This is a genomic window from Pseudomonas sp. G2-4, from assembly GCF_030064125.1.
In the GTDB taxonomy this organism is placed as follows: Bacteria; Pseudomonadota; Gammaproteobacteria; order Pseudomonadales; family Pseudomonadaceae; genus Aquipseudomonas.
Genome location: NZ_CP125957.1, coordinates 4,077,233 through 4,092,571, shown reverse-complemented (window position 1 = coordinate 4,092,571; position 15,339 = coordinate 4,077,233). Strand labels below are relative to the sequence as shown.

Annotated in this window: 14 protein-coding genes; 11 read left to right on the top strand and 3 right to left on the bottom strand. The window is 62.1% G+C overall.

What is annotated here, in order from left to right; all coding sequences use genetic code 11:
- Positions 1–96: 96 nt before the first annotated feature.
- From QNH97_RS29570 to QNH97_RS17765, 10 genes are all read left to right on the top strand, one after another.
- Complete coding sequence (locus QNH97_RS29570) at positions 97–699, top strand: transposase (protein ID WP_502944390.1); 603 nt, start codon at positions 97–99, stop codon at positions 697–699.
- Between the two features lie 26 nt (positions 700–725).
- On the top strand, positions 726–2,330 hold the full coding sequence (locus QNH97_RS17805; RefSeq protein WP_283557506.1) for a ShlB/FhaC/HecB family hemolysin secretion/activation protein: 1,605 nt from the start codon (positions 726–728) through the stop codon (positions 2,328–2,330).
- Positions 2,331–2,347: 17 nt separating this feature from the next.
- Entirely contained in the window at positions 2,348–4,147 is a 1,800-nt protein-coding gene (locus QNH97_RS17800) for a DUF2341 domain-containing protein (protein ID WP_283553187.1), read from the top strand.
- A gap of 11 nt (positions 4,148–4,158) precedes the next feature.
- A complete protein-coding gene (locus QNH97_RS17795; protein WP_003201710.1) occupies positions 4,159–4,584 on the top strand; it encodes an ExbD/TolR family protein in 426 nt (141 codons plus the stop codon).
- A gap of 2 nt (positions 4,585–4,586) precedes the next feature.
- Complete coding sequence (locus tag QNH97_RS17790; protein WP_283553186.1) at positions 4,587–5,291, top strand: energy transducer TonB family protein; 705 nt, start codon at positions 4,587–4,589, stop codon at positions 5,289–5,291.
- A 40-nt stretch (positions 5,292–5,331) separates the two neighbouring features.
- Positions 5,332–7,023 carry a putative porin gene (locus QNH97_RS17785; RefSeq protein WP_283553185.1) on the top strand — a complete coding sequence of 564 codons (1,692 nt, stop codon included), beginning with the start codon at positions 5,332–5,334 and terminating at the stop codon, positions 7,021–7,023.
- 15 nt (positions 7,024–7,038) lie between these two features.
- Entirely contained in the window at positions 7,039–7,695 is a 657-nt protein-coding gene (locus tag QNH97_RS17780) for a DNA repair protein (RefSeq protein ID WP_283553184.1), read from the top strand.
- A 21-nt stretch (positions 7,696–7,716) separates the two neighbouring features.
- Entirely contained in the window at positions 7,717–8,196 is a 480-nt protein-coding gene (locus tag QNH97_RS17775; protein WP_283553183.1) for a YbjN domain-containing protein, read from the top strand.
- Entirely contained in the window at positions 8,193–9,137 is a 945-nt protein-coding gene (locus QNH97_RS17770; RefSeq protein ID WP_283553182.1) for a peptidylprolyl isomerase, read from the top strand. Before QNH97_RS17775 ends, QNH97_RS17770 begins: the two co-directional genes overlap by 4 nt.
- 153 nt (positions 9,138–9,290) lie before the next feature.
- A complete protein-coding gene (locus tag QNH97_RS17765) occupies positions 9,291–10,271 on the top strand; it encodes a LysR substrate-binding domain-containing protein (protein ID WP_283553181.1) in 981 nt (326 codons plus the stop codon).
- Between the two features lie 38 nt (positions 10,272–10,309).
- On the opposite strand, the gene QNH97_RS17760 is transcribed toward QNH97_RS17765, so the two are convergent.
- From QNH97_RS17760 to ppk2, 3 genes are all read right to left on the bottom strand, one after another.
- A complete protein-coding gene (locus QNH97_RS17760) occupies positions 10,310–12,001 on the bottom strand; it encodes a thiamine pyrophosphate-binding protein (RefSeq protein WP_283553180.1) in 1,692 nt (563 codons plus the stop codon).
- A 90-nt stretch (positions 12,002–12,091) separates the two neighbouring features.
- Positions 12,092–12,847 carry a molybdopterin-dependent oxidoreductase gene (locus QNH97_RS17755; protein WP_283553179.1) on the bottom strand — a complete coding sequence of 252 codons (756 nt, stop codon included), beginning with the start codon at positions 12,845–12,847 and terminating at the stop codon, positions 12,092–12,094.
- A 306-nt stretch (positions 12,848–13,153) separates the two neighbouring features.
- Entirely contained in the window at positions 13,154–14,071 is a 918-nt protein-coding gene (gene ppk2, locus QNH97_RS17750) for a polyphosphate kinase 2 (RefSeq protein ID WP_283553178.1), read from the bottom strand.
- Between the two features lie 185 nt (positions 14,072–14,256).
- Here ppk2 and pstS point away from each other — a divergent pair, with 185 nt between their 5' ends.
- Positions 14,257–15,285 (top strand): phosphate ABC transporter substrate-binding protein PstS, encoded by a 1,029-nt coding sequence (gene pstS, locus QNH97_RS17745; RefSeq protein ID WP_283553177.1) that lies wholly within the window; start codon positions 14,257–14,259, stop codon positions 15,283–15,285.
- Positions 15,286–15,339 lie beyond the last annotated feature (54 nt).

Sequence of the window (15,339 nt, the reverse complement as noted above, 5' to 3'; positions counted from 1 at the left end):
ATCGCCATTCCCGTCATGCCTGTGTGACGTGTTCGAGGGGACCTTTCAGGTCGCTTGGAGCCGGGGCGCGAAGCCGGGAGTGAGGCGATGGGGACTATGGAACGTTATTCGAAAGTGGGCATGCAGGAGCTGGACCAGCGGTTGTCGAAGATCGTCGAGGCGGCGCGCAAGCAGCCGGTCTCGGTGTATCGCTATGGCGCGCCGTGGGTCTGGATCGTTTCCCAGGATGACTGGCAGGGCGCGCTCAAGGAAGTGTCCAGCTACATCCCCCAGGGTCATTCCCTGGTGCTATTACGGCCACAGATCGACGACCTGCTGGCCGAGCACCGCGACGTGCTGCTGGGTCTCAATGCTGATGCCGGCATGCTGATCGCACCGCAAACGGCCATGCACATCCTGCTGCTGCAGCTGCTCTATTCGGTGCCCAGCGAGCAGCAACTCTACGAACAACTCAATTACAACCTGCTGTTTCGCTGGTTCGTCGGCCTGGACCTGAACCAGAAGGTCTGGAGCTTCAAGGTCCTGAGCAAGGACCTCGCCACGCTGCTGGGAGATGCGCGAGCGGTGCGGCTTATCGAGAAAATCATCGGTGAAGTGTTTTGTGGTGCCTTGCTGCAAATGCCGGAGTTCTCCTTGAACTTCGCGCTGCTGCACACCTGGCTGGCCCGGCATGCCTCGACATCGACCGTAAGCAATTGAGCCGTATCTTGAATTCAGGGGGTGATGTGGAGCATTTCTTCAAATTGCGGCCGGCGCTGTGGGGCTGGCTGCTGCTGGCGGTCGGGGGGCCGTCGGCACATGCGGCAGAGGGAGGGCCGGAAGTCGAAGCGGCGCCGGCTCGCCTGGTGGACGTGAATGAGTATTTCGTGCGGGGCAACACCGTGCTCGACGCCCGGGCGATCGAGGAAGCGGTGTACCCGTTCCTTGGTCCACAAAAGACCTTGGACGACATCGAAGGCGCCCGCGAAGCGCTGCAAAAGGTCTATCAGGCTCGCGGTTACCAATCGGTGTTCGTTGAGTTGCCGGAGCAGAAAGTCGAAGACGGCATCGTCTACTTGCAGGTCAGCGAGACCAAGGTTGGCCGTGTGCGGGTGGTCGGTGCCAAGCACTATTCACCCGTGGAAATCCGCGAAGACGTGCCGGCGCTCAAGGAAGGCGAGGTGCCGGACTTCGCCCAGGTCCAGGCCGAGCTGGCGCAACTGAACAAGACCCCCGGTCGCCAGGTGATGCCGCTGGTGCGCGAAGGCCAGCGGCCCGGCACCATGGACGTGGACTTGCAGGTCGAAGATCAAGACCCCTGGCAGGCCAGCTTGGGCTTGAACAACGACTACAGCGCCGACACCGAAAAGCTGCGCACGGTCGCCAGCCTCGGTTACAACAACCTCTGGCAACTGGGCCACAGCGTTTCGCTGACCTTTTTCACCGCGCCCCAGGACACCGAAAACGCCAAGGTCTGGTCGGGTTCCTACACCGCACCACTGAGCGAGCGTTGGAGTGTGCAGTTCTCCGGCTACCAGTCCGACAGCAACGTGGCGACCGTCGGCGGCAGCAACGTGTTGGGCAAGGGCCATTCCTACGGGGTGTCGGCGATCTACAGTCTGCCGTCCGCTGGGGCATGGGCCAATAGCTTTTCGGTCGGCGTGGATTTCAAGGATTTCGACGAAGAGCTCAACCTGGGCGGCGCCAGCGACAAGGCACCGCTCAAGTACGCACCGTTCACCTTCGCCTACAACGGATTTCGCTACACCGAAACCAGCCAGTTGGGCCTGGGCCTGAGTCTGGTGGCGGGCACCCGTAGCCTGCTCGGCTATGGCAGCACCGACGAAGAGTTCGACTACAAGCGCTATCGCGCCAGCCCCAGTTTCGCGGTGCTCAAGGGCGACGGCAACTACACCTTCACCTTCGGCAACGACTGGCAGACCGCCTCCAAGGCTGCCTTCCAACTGGCGTCCGGGCCGCTGGTTTCCAACGAACAGTTCTCCGCTGGCGGCGCCACATCGGTACGCGGCTACCTGGCCGCCGAGCGTACCGGTGACGACGGCTACCTCTTGTCCCAGGAGCTGCGCACGCCGTCCCTGGCCAAGTTTCTCGGCAGCTATGTCCAGGAGTGGCGTTTCTATGCCTTCGCCGAAGGCGCGCAGTTGTACCTGCGCGACGAACTGCCCGACCAGGATCCCGATTACAGCCTGGCAAGCGTCGGCCTCGGCACCCGCGCGAGCCTGAGTAAATGGCTGTCCGGTAGCCTCGACTGGGGCTACCCATTGCTCGACGGGCCGAATACCACGAAACAGGAATCGCGCCTGCACTTCAACCTGCAAGCGACGTTTTGAACCCAGGAGTCATGTCCATGCAACGCTTATTCATACCGCTGTTGATCTGCCTGGGGCTGCTGCTTCCGGCCACCGCCAACGCCTGGTGGCAGGACGACTGGCACTATCGCAAACAGATTTCGGTGGACACCACGCCACAGGGCGCGGCCATCGCCCAGGCCCTGGGCCGCACGGCATTGCTGGTGCGCCTGCACACCGGCAACTTCACGTTCGACGGGGTCAAGGACGACGGCTCGGACCTGCGTTTCGTCAGTGCCGACGACAAGACCGTGCTCAATCACCAGATCGAAAGCTTCGACCCGTTGATGGGCATGGCGTTGATTTGGGTCGATGTGCCGAACGTGGAGGGCGGCCAGCGCCAGGATCTGTGGATGTACTACGGCAACCAGAAAGCCCCGGCCACCGCCAGCGGCCAACTGACCTTCGATCCGGATTACACCGCGCTGTACCACTTCGACACGGCCACCGGCGTGCCGCCCAAGGACACCACGGCCTACGGCAACAATGCCCAGGGCGCGGCCGGCGTGAGTATCGACGGCGTGATCGGCCGGGCCTTGCAGTTCAATGGTCAGCCGCTGCTGTTACCCGCCAGCCCTTCGTTGCAACACAGCGCCGGCGCGGCGTTTACCTTCAGCACCTGGTTGCGCCAGGACCAGGCCAGCGGCGAACAAATCGTCCTGGCCCGTCGCGAAGCCGGCGCCAGTCTGTTGATTGGGGTCAATCAGGGCGTACCGTTCGTCGCGATCGATGACCAGCGTGCGGTCTCGACCCAGCCGCTGAACCCCGGCCAATGGCAGCACCTGGCGTTGACTGCCTCGGGTGATCGGGTCGTGCTGTACGTCAACGGGCGCGAGACCGCGAGCCTGGCGCTGGCGATGCCGGCGTTCAACTCGCCGATCACCCTGGGAGCGGACGTTTCCGCTGGAGCCTTCGTGCCGTTCAACGGGGCCATGGACGAGGCCCGTCTGTCCAAGGTTGCCCGGCCGGCACCGTTGCTGTTGGCCGACGCCAATGCCCAGGGCGCCGAATCGAAACTGGTGGCCTACGGTGTCGATGAAGAGCAGTCCGGTTTCGGTTTCGGCAGCCTGGGCTTTTTGCTCAACGCTGTGCCGTTGGACGCTTGGGTGATCATCGCCGTACTGGTGCTGATGATGTTCCAGTCGTGGATCATCATGATCCGCAAGAACCGCACGGTCAGCCGTCTCAGTGCCGCCAACGAAGCCTTCCGCGAGCAGTTCGCCAGGATCGGCACGCGCCTGGAGATGTTTGCCGACGACCAAGACCTCGCCCAACGCCTCCAGCACTCATCGCTGTGGCGGCTGTACCTGGTGGCGGTCAAGGAGATTCGCACCCGTCGCGAGCAGGGCGCCGATACTTCGTCGGTCTCGGCCGCCACCATCGAGGCGATTCGCTGCTCGATGGACGGCGTGCGCACCCGGGAAAACCAGCAACTGAGTTCGAAACTCTCGACCCTTTCCAACGCCATTGCCGGCGGCCCGTACATCGGCCTGCTAGGCACCGTCCTGGGGATCATGGTGGTGTTCCTCGGCACGGCGATGGCCGGTGACGTGAACATCAATGCCATCGCCCCGGGCATGGCCGCCGCCTTGCTGGCCACCGCCATGGGGCTGTTCGTCGCGATTCCGGCGCTGTTTGGCTACAACCGCCTGATCACCCGCAACAAGGAAGTCAGCGCCGACATGCGGGTGTTCGTCGACGAGTTCATCACGCGTCTGGCGGAGATGCATGGCGAAGGCCAGTCCGGTGAAGCGGCTCATCGCCGTGCCCAGCACGTTCAATCGTCCGTACCGGCCTGAGGAGCATCGCCATGGCTAGCGTAAATGCTTCACACGATGACGACGATGATGCAGCGGTCGACAGCATCAACATCACGCCGCTGGTGGACGTGCTCATGGTGGTGCTGGTGATGTTTATCCTCACCGCCACGGCGCAGGTTTCGGGCATCCAGATCAACTTGCCCAAGGCCAGTGCCTCGGTGTCGCTGTCGGAGGCCAAGACCAAGGCGATCTCGGTGAATGATGGTGGCCAGGTGTTCCTCGATGCTTACCCGGTGACCCTGGCCGAGCTGGAGGAACGCCTGCGTATCGAAAAGGCCCAGAGCCCGGACTTCCCGGTGATCGTGCGCGGCGATGCCACGGTGCAGTACCAGAAAGTTATCGAGGTACTGGACCTGTTGCGGCGTCTGGAATTGTCCCAGGTCGGTCTGGTGACCGGCAAACCGAGCCAGGGCTGATCATGACTGCCAGACTTCCCGTCAACCCGCCCCCGGTGAAGCGCTCGCCGCTGCGCCTGCTCAAGTGGGCCGCCGGCCTGTCACTGGCTGGCCTGGCGGCCTGGCTGCTGTGGCAATGGGCCAACGATATGAGCGGCGTGCGTCGTGAAGCGCCGAAGGTGCCGACCATCATTCCGTTGCCGCCCCCACCGCCGCCGCCCCCGGAAAAACCCAAGGAGCCGGAACCCAAGGTCGAGGAGAAGGTGCTCGAGCCAGAGCCGACTCCGGAGCCCGAAGAGGTCAAGCCTGAGGAAGAAGCGCCGCCGTCCCCGGTGGACGACCTGGCCAACCCGATGCAAATGGACGGCGACGCCCAATCCGGCAATGACGCTTTCAACATTGGCGCGGGCAAGGGCGGCGGCATGGCAGGGGCTGGCGGCGGAAGGCTGGGTAACGGCACCTACAGCCAGTTCCTGGCGTTCACTTTCCAGCGCTTGCTGCGGGACAACCCCGATTTGCGCAGCCTGGCGTTTTCCCTGCAGGCCGACGTCTGGCTCAGCGCGGTGGGGGAGATCACCCGTGTCGAGCTGGTCAAGTCCAGCGGCAACCCGCAGGTGGATGAGCAAGTGATCGCCGCCCTGCGCGCCGCTCCCCATTTGAGTGAACGGCCTCCGGCCTCCCTGACCTTGCCCGTGCGCCTGTCCTTGCAGGGACGGCGCCCGGGCTAACCCGAATTTTTTAAAGTTTGCCAACAGGAGTTGTGTGCAGATGATTGCCAATGTGAATCGATTGTCGTGGGCGGTCGGCCTGGTTGTCTTGAGCCTGGCCGGGCACGCTTCGGCAGCCCCGGCGCCTTCGGAAAACGCCACGATCAATCTGATCCGCCTGCTGGTGCAGCAGGGCGTGCTGAAGCAGGACCAGGCCGACGGTCTGATCGCCCAGGCCGAGCGCGAAGCCGTGCAGGCCCGCCAGGCCGCCACTGCCGTCGCCGTCGCACCCAGCGGTGCTCCGGGCGATGTGCGGGTGCAGTACGTGCCGAACATCGTGCGCGAGCAGATCCGCGATCAGGTCAAGGCCGAGGTGATGGCCACCGCGAAGCAGGAAAACTGGGCCCAGCCCAACACCTTCCCGGACTGGGTCTCGCGCATCAGTTTTGATGGCGACATTCGCCTGCGGGACGAATCGCGCTATTACTCGGGCGCCAACAGCAACGAAATTGTCGACTTCGCCCGGCTCAATGATCGGGGGCCGTACGACGTCAACCCCAACAGCAGTTCCAACCTGCCGCCCTTGCTCAATACCCGTGAAGACCGGGAAAACCTGTTTCGACTGCGGGCGCGCCTGGGCATGAAGGCGGTGATCGCCCCAGAGTGGACCGCAGGAATCCGCATCGGCACCGGCTCAGACAACAACCCGGTGTCCACCACCCAGACCCTGGGTGGAGGTTTTGGCAAGAAGGACATCTGGCTCGACCAGGGTTACCTGACCTGGAAGCCGTCGGAAGAATTGACTCTGACCGGCGGGCGCATCGCCAACCCGTTCTACTCCACCGACTTGCTGTACTCCGGCGACCTGAACTTCGATGGCGTGGCGGCGATTTTCAACCGCAAGCTCAACCAGGACTTTGGCCTGTTCGGCACCGTCGGAGCGTTCCCGGTGGAGTACACCAACGACACCAGCACCAGCAACGGCACCGACAAGGAAGAGAGCGACAACAAGTGGCTGTACGGCGTGCAACTGGGCGCCAACTGGGCGATCAACGACAGCAACCGAGTCAAGGGCGCGTTGGCCTATTACCGCTTCGACGACATCGAGGGCAAGCGCTCCTCGCCGTGCGAGCCCTGGTCTGGTGATCCTGGCTGCGACAGCGACGGCTCGCGCGTGGCCTTCATGCAGAAAGGCAACACGGTGTTCCTGCTGCGGGACATCACGCCCAACCCGCTCAACCCGTCCACCACGCCGCAACCGCAATACGTTGGCCTGGCCTCGGAGTTCAATCTGCTGGACCTGAACCTTGCGTGGGACACCGACCTGCCCGAGGACCTGAAGCTGCGCAGTCAGGCGCACTACGTGCATAACCTGGGCTACGACGAAGGCGAGATGCGCAAACGCTCGGAAGGGCAGTTCGCCAATAACCTGAACGAGAACGGCGAGGTGGAAAGCGGCGCCAACGCCTGGATGCTCCAGTTCACCCTCGGCAACTCGCTGGAACTCAAGCGCCAGGGCGACTGGAACCTCTTCGCCGGCTACAAGTACATCCAGCCGGACGCCTTGCCGGACGGCTTCAACGACTCGTCGTTCCACCTGGGTGGCACCAACGCCAAGGGGTACTTCCTGGGCGGCAACTACGGCCTGGCGAGCAACGTCTTTGCTACCGGTCGCTGGCTGAGTTCCGAAGCGGTCTACGGCGCGCCGTACGACATCGATGTTTTACAGCTTGAAATCAACACGCGCTTCTAAGCGCCGGGAGGCCTCATGAAAAGGCGAGCCATCAACCCTTGTCCAGCCGCGTTGCTGCTGGGCCTGCTGCTCAGTCCGTTATTGAGCGGCAGCGCCCACGGTGAAGGCCTGGAAGAGCGCCTGCGGACGCAACTGCGCAGCACCACCGCCCAGTTGCAGGCCTTGCAGAGTGAACAGGCCCAGGCCAGTGCCGCCCGGCAAGCGGCGGAGAACCGCGCCAAGGAAGCCGAGGGGCAGGTCAAACGCTTGACCGCCGAACTGGACAAGGCCCAAGGCATGATCGAACAACTGGCCGGACGCCAGGAAAGCCTGCAGAGCCAGGCCCGGGCCCAGGTCGCGGCCAGCCAGGAGCAGATCGGCAAGTTCAAGAAAGCCTACGACGAACTGCTGGTTCTGGCCCGTGGCAAGGAAGCCGAACGGGCGCGCCTGGAAGGGCACCTGAATGAGCGTGACACACAAGTGCAGCAATGTTCGGTCAAGAATCAGCAGATGTACGAAGTCGCCAAGGAACTGCTGCATGCCTACGAAACCATCGACGTGACCGACATCATGAAAATCCGCCAGCCGTTCGCCGGCAAGGCCCGGGTACGTTTCGAAGAGCTGGCCCAAGGCTTCGGCGACGAACTCTACAAGAACCGTTTCGATGCGCCCCAAGCCTCGATCACCCATTGATAGCGCAAGGAAGAACCGACCATGACTTCATTGATTGAATACGTCACGCCTCAGTCCCTCACTGAGGTGTTGCAAGCCGCCGGTTATCGGGTCAACGAATCCGAGCAGAACGGCATCGTGCAACTGCTCAGCGCCAGCCAGGGCATCGGCTACGCGGTGCGTTTCGGCAATCCAACGCCGACGCCGGGCCACTACTTGGACTTCACCTTCAGCTGCGCCTTGCGCGTGCAGGGCGAGTTGCCGGCCGGGCTGGCGGAGCTGTGGAACTCCTCGCGGCGCTTCGCCCGGTTGTCGGTACAGGGCGAGTTTCTGGTGATGGAAATGGACGTGGTGGTGGCGGCCGGGGTCAGCGCTGAGCACCTGCGCAGCAACCTGGAATTGTGGGACCGGCTGCTCCAGGAATTCATCGTCTATCTGCGCGAGTTCAGCCAGAACGCGGCCCGGTTGCACACCGCCGTCGAGTCCGCTAACGCCACGCAGGAGGAGGCCGTCGCACTGTGAAGAAGCCAACCTTTGTCATCAGCGCCGCAGCGCTGGGCCTGGTGGCCGTAGCGGTCACTCTCGGCTTGCGCCCCGGCAACGATCCGGTCGCGGCGGTGCAGACAGCCGCCGTAGCGACAACCGACTCGCCGAGCCTGGCGCGATTGGGCAGCCAGCAGGTCAGCCCCGAAGAACTGAAAGCCCTGCTGGCCACCCTTGCCCCCGAGGTTCGCCAGCAGATGCGCGGCAACCGGGCTGCACTGGAAGGCTGGATTCGCGCGCGGCTGGCGGAAAAGGCCGTGTTGGAGCAGGCCGATGCCCAGGGTTGGCGCCAGCGTCCGGAGGTGGAGCGCCAGACCCGTGCCGCAACCGAGCAGATAGTCTTTCGTGACTATTTACAGTCGGTCAGCCAGGTGCCGGCCGGGTATCCCAGCGAGGAAGAACTGAAGCAGGCCTACGAGGCGGGGAAAGCCAACTGGACCGCGCCTGCGCTGTACCGGGTGAGCCAGATCTTCCTCGCGGCGACCGAGCCGCAGACGGTGGAAGCGGTACGTCGGCAAGCCATGGAACTGAGCAAAAAGGCCCAGGTCTCACCGGCTGAATTCGCCGCGCTGGCCAGCCGTTTTTCCCAGGACCGCGCCAGCGCCGAGCGTGGCGGTGACAGTGGTTTCCAGCCTTTGCAGCAACTGGTGCCCACGGTGCGCGAAGCGGTGGTGCGATTGAAGGTGGGGGCAGTGTCGGATCCAGTGCAGAGCGCGGCGGGATTCCATGTAATCAAGCTCACCGAGCAGCAACCGGCTCGCCAAGCCAGCCTGGATGAAGTGCGCGAGCGCCTGACTCAGGCCTTGCGTGCCCAGCGTCAGGAACAGATCGCCAAGGCCTACCTGGACGGCATGCTCGACACCGCGACGCTGAGCATTGATGGCGCGCAGTTGAGCAAGGTTTTGGAGGAGGTTCGGTAATCACCCCGCAGTGTTTTTTGTGGTGAAAGCAGCTTGGGATTTCAGTTGGAGAACCGCAGTGGGTTTATCGGGACTGCTGCGCAGTCCAGCGGGAGCAAGCTCCCTCGCCACGAGAACCGGGTTAATCGTTCTTTAAACGACAGGGAGTCACTAATGTCATTCACCGAGCCAGCAGGACGCCAGGCTGTCCCCGCATACCGCACGCCCACGCGCGCCCCCGAACCCTGGCTGGCCTTGGTCGCCAGCATCGAACCCCAGGTGGCGCAGTGTTTTCTGGTCAGCGCCCGTTGCGGTTGTTTCATGCAGGCGGCCCGCAGCCTGAACGTCAAGGCCACCTGGTTGCGCAAACAATTGGCCCAACTGGAAGCGCGCCTGCAGCGATCACTGTTCAGCTTTCAGGGCAGCGTCTTGGCCCTTACCCGTGAAGGACGGCAATTGCAGGCGCGTTTGCTCGCCTTGGGCGAGGACGATCCGTCACCGCTGGCCGATCAACCACTGATCCGACTCGCCGTGGCCGAGTCGATTCTGCATGACATCCTGGGCCGCGACCTGATCTCGTTGCTGCGCCGCAACGCCAGCGTGCGGTTGCAAATCATCACCCTGGACAGCGAGCTGTCGTTGCAGGCTGTCAGCGCCGACCTTGTGTTGTGGCTGTGTGATCCGCAGGCATCGGCGCCGGGGCCAAGTTTTCCGACGCAGGTGCCGGAGCGGCTGGCGCGGCTGGATTACCTGCCGCACATCGCCAAGCGCTATTCGCGACCGGCCACCCGCCCGGGCCGGCTGGATGATTTAAATGATTACATGCTGGTGCAATGGCAGGCCGACCGACAGCTTGACTGCTTCACGCCGTGGAATGCCCTGGTGGAGCACCGCCGCGCCGGCGTGGTGCAGGTGCAATCCTATGAGCTGATGCTGGAGATGATCCGCTGCAGCGCCTGCGTTGGCCTGTTGCCGCAGTACATGAGCCGTTTCGACCGTGGCCTGGTGGCCTTGCCGGGGTTGTTCAACCAGCCGATGCAGCGTTATCTGTGGATGGCCGTGGGCACCGATTCTCAGCAGACGCCGCAAGTGCAGATGCTCGTCGAACTGATCCGTCACACACTGGATGAGCGCAGGGAATGGTTCCAGACTTGAAACATATGGATCCGCACCAAGGTGAACGCCCGTCAGCTTCAAGCCATGATCGGTAATTCGATGAGATTGGGGCGGCCTGAGCGAATGCCATCCTCGACCGCTTCAGCAATATCGCTGGCGCGCTCGACCCTGCGCGAAGCAACCCCCAGGGAGGAGGCGAGGGCCTGGAAGTCGATGGCCGGGTCCCGGATGTCCATGCCGATGAACTGGTTAGTACCGGCACTTCGGTAGTGCGCCTGGTTACGCGCGTAGTTTTTCAGGATGTTGTATTCACCATTGTTCATGACCACAAAGGTGACTGGCAAACGCTCGTGTGCCGCTGTCCAAAGCGCTTGGGGTGAATACATCGCCGAGCCATCGCCGACCAGGCAGACCACCGGGTTGCGGTCCAGGCCAAGGGATGTACCGACAGCCGCCGGCATGCCCCAGCCGAGGATGGCGCTACGCGTAAACAGGTACTGGCGGGCCGAATGCGAATCCAGGCAAGCACGCACATGAGCGATGGTGACCGGCGCTTCGTCGACGATCCACACGTCGGGGCCGATTGCCCGGACAGCTTCATGGGCCGCAACGAAAGGCGTTGTCACGGGCGTATTGAATTCGCGATACGCGCGGTCGGCCACTTCGATTCGGCGGGTACTGCGCTCGTGCGCAGCGACATTTCGCAGCGTCGCGATTGGCTGGCCGTGTGGGGCCAGTGTCTGATCCAGCAGCGGCAGCAACAACTGCAAGGACAGCTTTATGTCGCCTATCAATCCCAGCGCCGTTCCATGCACTCTGCCCAGTTGGTGGCCATCGCCGGTCAATTGAATGAGACGGCAATGAGGGGGAATCGCCGGGCCTTGCGAGTATTGGTAACTGATCAGCGAATGGCCGCCGAGCAGGAAGACCGCCTCGAAGTCAGCGAACGTTTCGCTGATATCGGCAGCTTTGGGCGACAAGACTCCTCGCCATTGAGGATGAGCGGTGGGGAAGGGGATATGCCCGGGCCAGGATGGCCCGAAAACCGGCGCGCCGAGTGCTTCGGCGAGTCTCACCGCTTCCACTTGCGCATTCGACTGGAATACCTCCTCCCCGACGATAATCGCCAGGCGACCGGGGGTAACCGTCGATAGGGCGTCAGCCAACGGGTCAATCGCCGCGGTCACCGCACCTCGTTCGATTCGCGACGGCTGGCCAGCACCGGCATCGGTGTGCTGCTCCATCACGTTGATCGGCAGCGAAAGAAAAACCGGGCCGGTCGGCCCCGTGCGGCAGTCCTGAAGAGCGCGACGCAGCAGCATCGGGATATGTTCGGGATGCTGGATTTCCTCCGCCCATTTGACGCTCGGTCGGGCCAGACTGACCAGATCACCATGAAGCAGCGGGTCGGTCACGCCGTGGCGGGTATCCTGTTGGCCCGCGGTGATCACCAGCGGCGTGTTCGCCATCTTCGCGTTCAGGATGGCGCCCATCGCATTGCCAAGGCCTCCGGCTGTATGGAGGTTGACGAAACCGGGACGGCCGGATGCCTGCGCATAACCGTCGGCCATCGCCACGACGGAGGCCTCCTGGAGGCCGAGCACGTAGTGAATCTCAGGGACGCCCGAGAGCGCATCGAGCAAAGGCAGCTCCGTTGTTCCCGGATTGCCGAAGACATGGCGAACGCCTTCGCTGCGCAGTACTTCTACGAACAGGTCCGCGCCGCGTTGTCCACGGATGCTGGACGGGGCACAGGGAGTTGAAGGCATGGCGCGAAACCTCACTCATTTGGAAGAAATAATTTACCCTGCTTTTGTGGCTATCGGAACGCTGGGTTTGATTTGAAGCCCAGCAGTGACTTAACGTCCGCCGGCTCTTTCGAGCCATTGGCTTCTGAACGGCAAATCGCGGGTACGCTTGTCCGAGGCTTTGCAAATCGCATTGCACAAGGCCCGGACGACGGGTACGTAACTCACCTGGCTGGGCTGGCTGGCCTGGAGCGCACCCGTCGGGTTGATCAGGTGTACCGCGATGTGCCCTGGCAGCCATGATACGAGCGGCCAACGGGGGCGCTGGGCGATTGTCGGGCACAGGTCAGTCGCTGTCGCGCCAAATTCAGAAGATGCCACGAACGCGACCCCCATCAGGCACGCGCCTTCAAGCTGGGCGCGTAGGCGACCGGGGTTTTCTACAGCGCCCAGGTCAGCGACAAATACCGTGTCATGCACAATCAAGCGCCCCTCGTCGCTCAGCTCGACATCGAGTACCGCGGCCATGCAGGTCTGCGCATCGTAGTGTGCGGCGATGCCCTGCGTTCGGCGACCTCCTGAAGGCTTGCCCCAATGGCTTCTCGTGGCCGCTTCGGTGATGACGCTACGCATTCGCCGGGCATCGAAACCTGAGCGTTGCGCGGCGCCGTCGGCCCGTGTTGATGCCGAATCGATCAGCGAAAGCAGGTAGTCCCGTTGATCGAGCCTGCACGCAGGGTCCTGCGCGGCCATGAATCGCCGTTCGGCGCGCAGGCGAAGCAACAGGTCTTTACGGTCCAGAATGCCGTCTGGCAATGGCCAGATGAATTGATCAAGCGCGCTGTCGTGCCCGTCAGGGTGGTTCATTTGCGTTTCTCCTTCCGGCTGATGACAAGAGCTCCAGCAAACAGCAACGTCGCGTGCAAATCTTTGGTCAAGCCAGGATCCTGTGGGAGCGAGCCTGCTCGCGAAAGCGGTGGTTCAGCTTGCATCGATACTGGATGTGCTGCCGCCTTCGCGAGCAGGCTCGCTCCTACAGGTTTGACGCTGGCACCGCAGGAGCAATCCTGGCGTTACTTTAGGCGGGACGATCTGACGTCAGGGTGACGGGAGGCTGACAGGAACATGTCAGGTGGTAGAAGGGCGCTTGGCACTGGGCGCCCCTGGCGTATCTCAATAAACCTGAGGAACGATGATTTCCGGCGGCGTAGGACTGCGGAAGTAGTCTTCTTGCCTGACGCGTTCCGGTAGCTCGATCACCGGGAGTTCAACTTCCTCATAGGGCATCTGGCCGAGCAGGTGATGGATACAGTTGAGTCTGGCCTTCTTCTTGTCGTCGGCTTGTATCACCCACCATGGCGCCTCGGCGATATGGGTGCGCTCAAGCATGATTTCCTTGGCCTTTGTATACGCCTCCCAGCGCCGACGAGACTCCAGGTCCATGGGGCTAAGCTTCCACTGCTTGAGCGGGTCGTGAATGCGGCTGAGGAAGCGCAGGTGCTGTTCCTGGTCGGAAATGGAAAACCAGTATTTGATCAGCTGGATGCCGGAGCGGGCGAGCATACGCTCGAACTCCGGTACGCTGCGGAAGAACTCCTCGTACTGATCGTCACTGCAAAAGCCCATGACTTGTTCAACGCCTGCGCGGTTGTACCAGCTGCGGTCGAACAGCACGATTTCACCGGCTGCCGGCAGGTGCGAGACATAGCGCTGGAAGTACCACTGCGTCCGTTCACGGTCGTTGGGGGCGGGCAGGGCGGCGACACGGCAGACCCGGGGGTTGAGTCGTTGGGTGATACGCTTGATAACCCCCCCTTTGCCGGCTGCATCACGCCCTTCGAACAGGATCACGACTTTGTGGCCTGTCTTGACTACCCAGCTCTGCAGTTTTACCAGTTCGCCTTGCAGGCGGAACAGTTCGCTGAAGTAAACCCTTCGAGCAGCCTTCTCGCTGCTTTCCTCAACATGTTCATCAAGCAGCGCATCCAGGTCATGCCCGTCTTCGGATAGTTCCAGTTCCAGCTCTTCGTCACTGTGGTCAAGCAGCTCACGGTGGATGCGCTGTATCAAGGTGTCTGCAGTAGAGAGCATGGGCGAACTCGCATCGTGGGGGATGGCAAAGTCTTAGTCGTTATTTGTTACGAATGAATGACATTAAAATGCGTGGCTGCACTGGAAAGGAGGGACGAAAGTGCCGTTTGCCATTCAACTTTCATAAAATCGTAACAAAGCTGCTGCAAAGTTTCGGGAGCCCGTAAATCACAAGGACTCCCTGAATGAAACGTCTGATGAAGACTGCTGCACTCGCCGTTGCGGTTGCTCTAAGTGCCACCTCGGTATTTGCTGCCGAGAATGTCCGTCTGACAGGTTCCGGCGCCAGCTTCCCGGCACCGATCTACCTCACCTGGTTCAAGGATTTCAGTAAGAAATCCGACGATGTGACGGTGGATTACCAATCCAAGGGCAGTGGCGCGGGCGTACAGGACTTCCTGAACAAGACCGTTGATTTCGCCGCCAGTGACTCGGCGATGAAAGATGAAGACATCGCCAAGGTCGCCGAAGGCGTGCAGTTGTTGCCGATGACCGCCGGTGAAATCGTGCTGGCCTACAATCTGCCGGGCAATCCCAAGGGGCTCAAGCTGCCTCGCGATGTGTACTCGAACATTTTCCTGGGCAAGATCACACGCTGGAACGATCCGCAGATCGCTGCCGCCAACCCGGACCTGAAACTGTCCGATACGCCGATCACTGTAGTTGTACGTGCGGACTCCAGCGGTACAACCGCGGTATTCACCAAGCACCTGGCAACCATCAATCCAGACTTCAAACAAGCGCTGGGCGAGGGCAACACTGTCAACTGGCCGGCCAGCGACAAGTTCATCAAGTCGCCGAAGAACGATGGTGTGACGGCTACTGTGCGCCAGACCCCGGGCGCGATTGGCTATATCGAATACGGCTTCGCCAAGCTGGCCAAAGTCGACTTCGCTCAACTGCAGAACAAGGCCGGCCAGTACGTCGTGCCAAACGCCGAAAGCGGTGCCGAGGCCCTGGCGGCAGTGAAGATGCCGGAAAACCTGGTGGCCTGGTTGCCTGATCCGGACGGTGCCAAGTCCTACCCGATCACGTCCTACACCTGGATGATCTTCCGCAAGGACAACGGCAACCCGGCCAAGGCCAAGGCCATGCGTGAAATGGTCGAATACAGCCTGACCGAAGGGCAGAAGATTGCCGATTCGATGGGTTACATCCCATTGCCGCAATCGGTCGTCGAGCAGGTTCGCAAAGCATCCGCCAACATTCAGTAACGCCGTGAGGTCTCTCTCGGTGTGTGTGCGTCTGCGCCACGCCGGGAGAGTTTT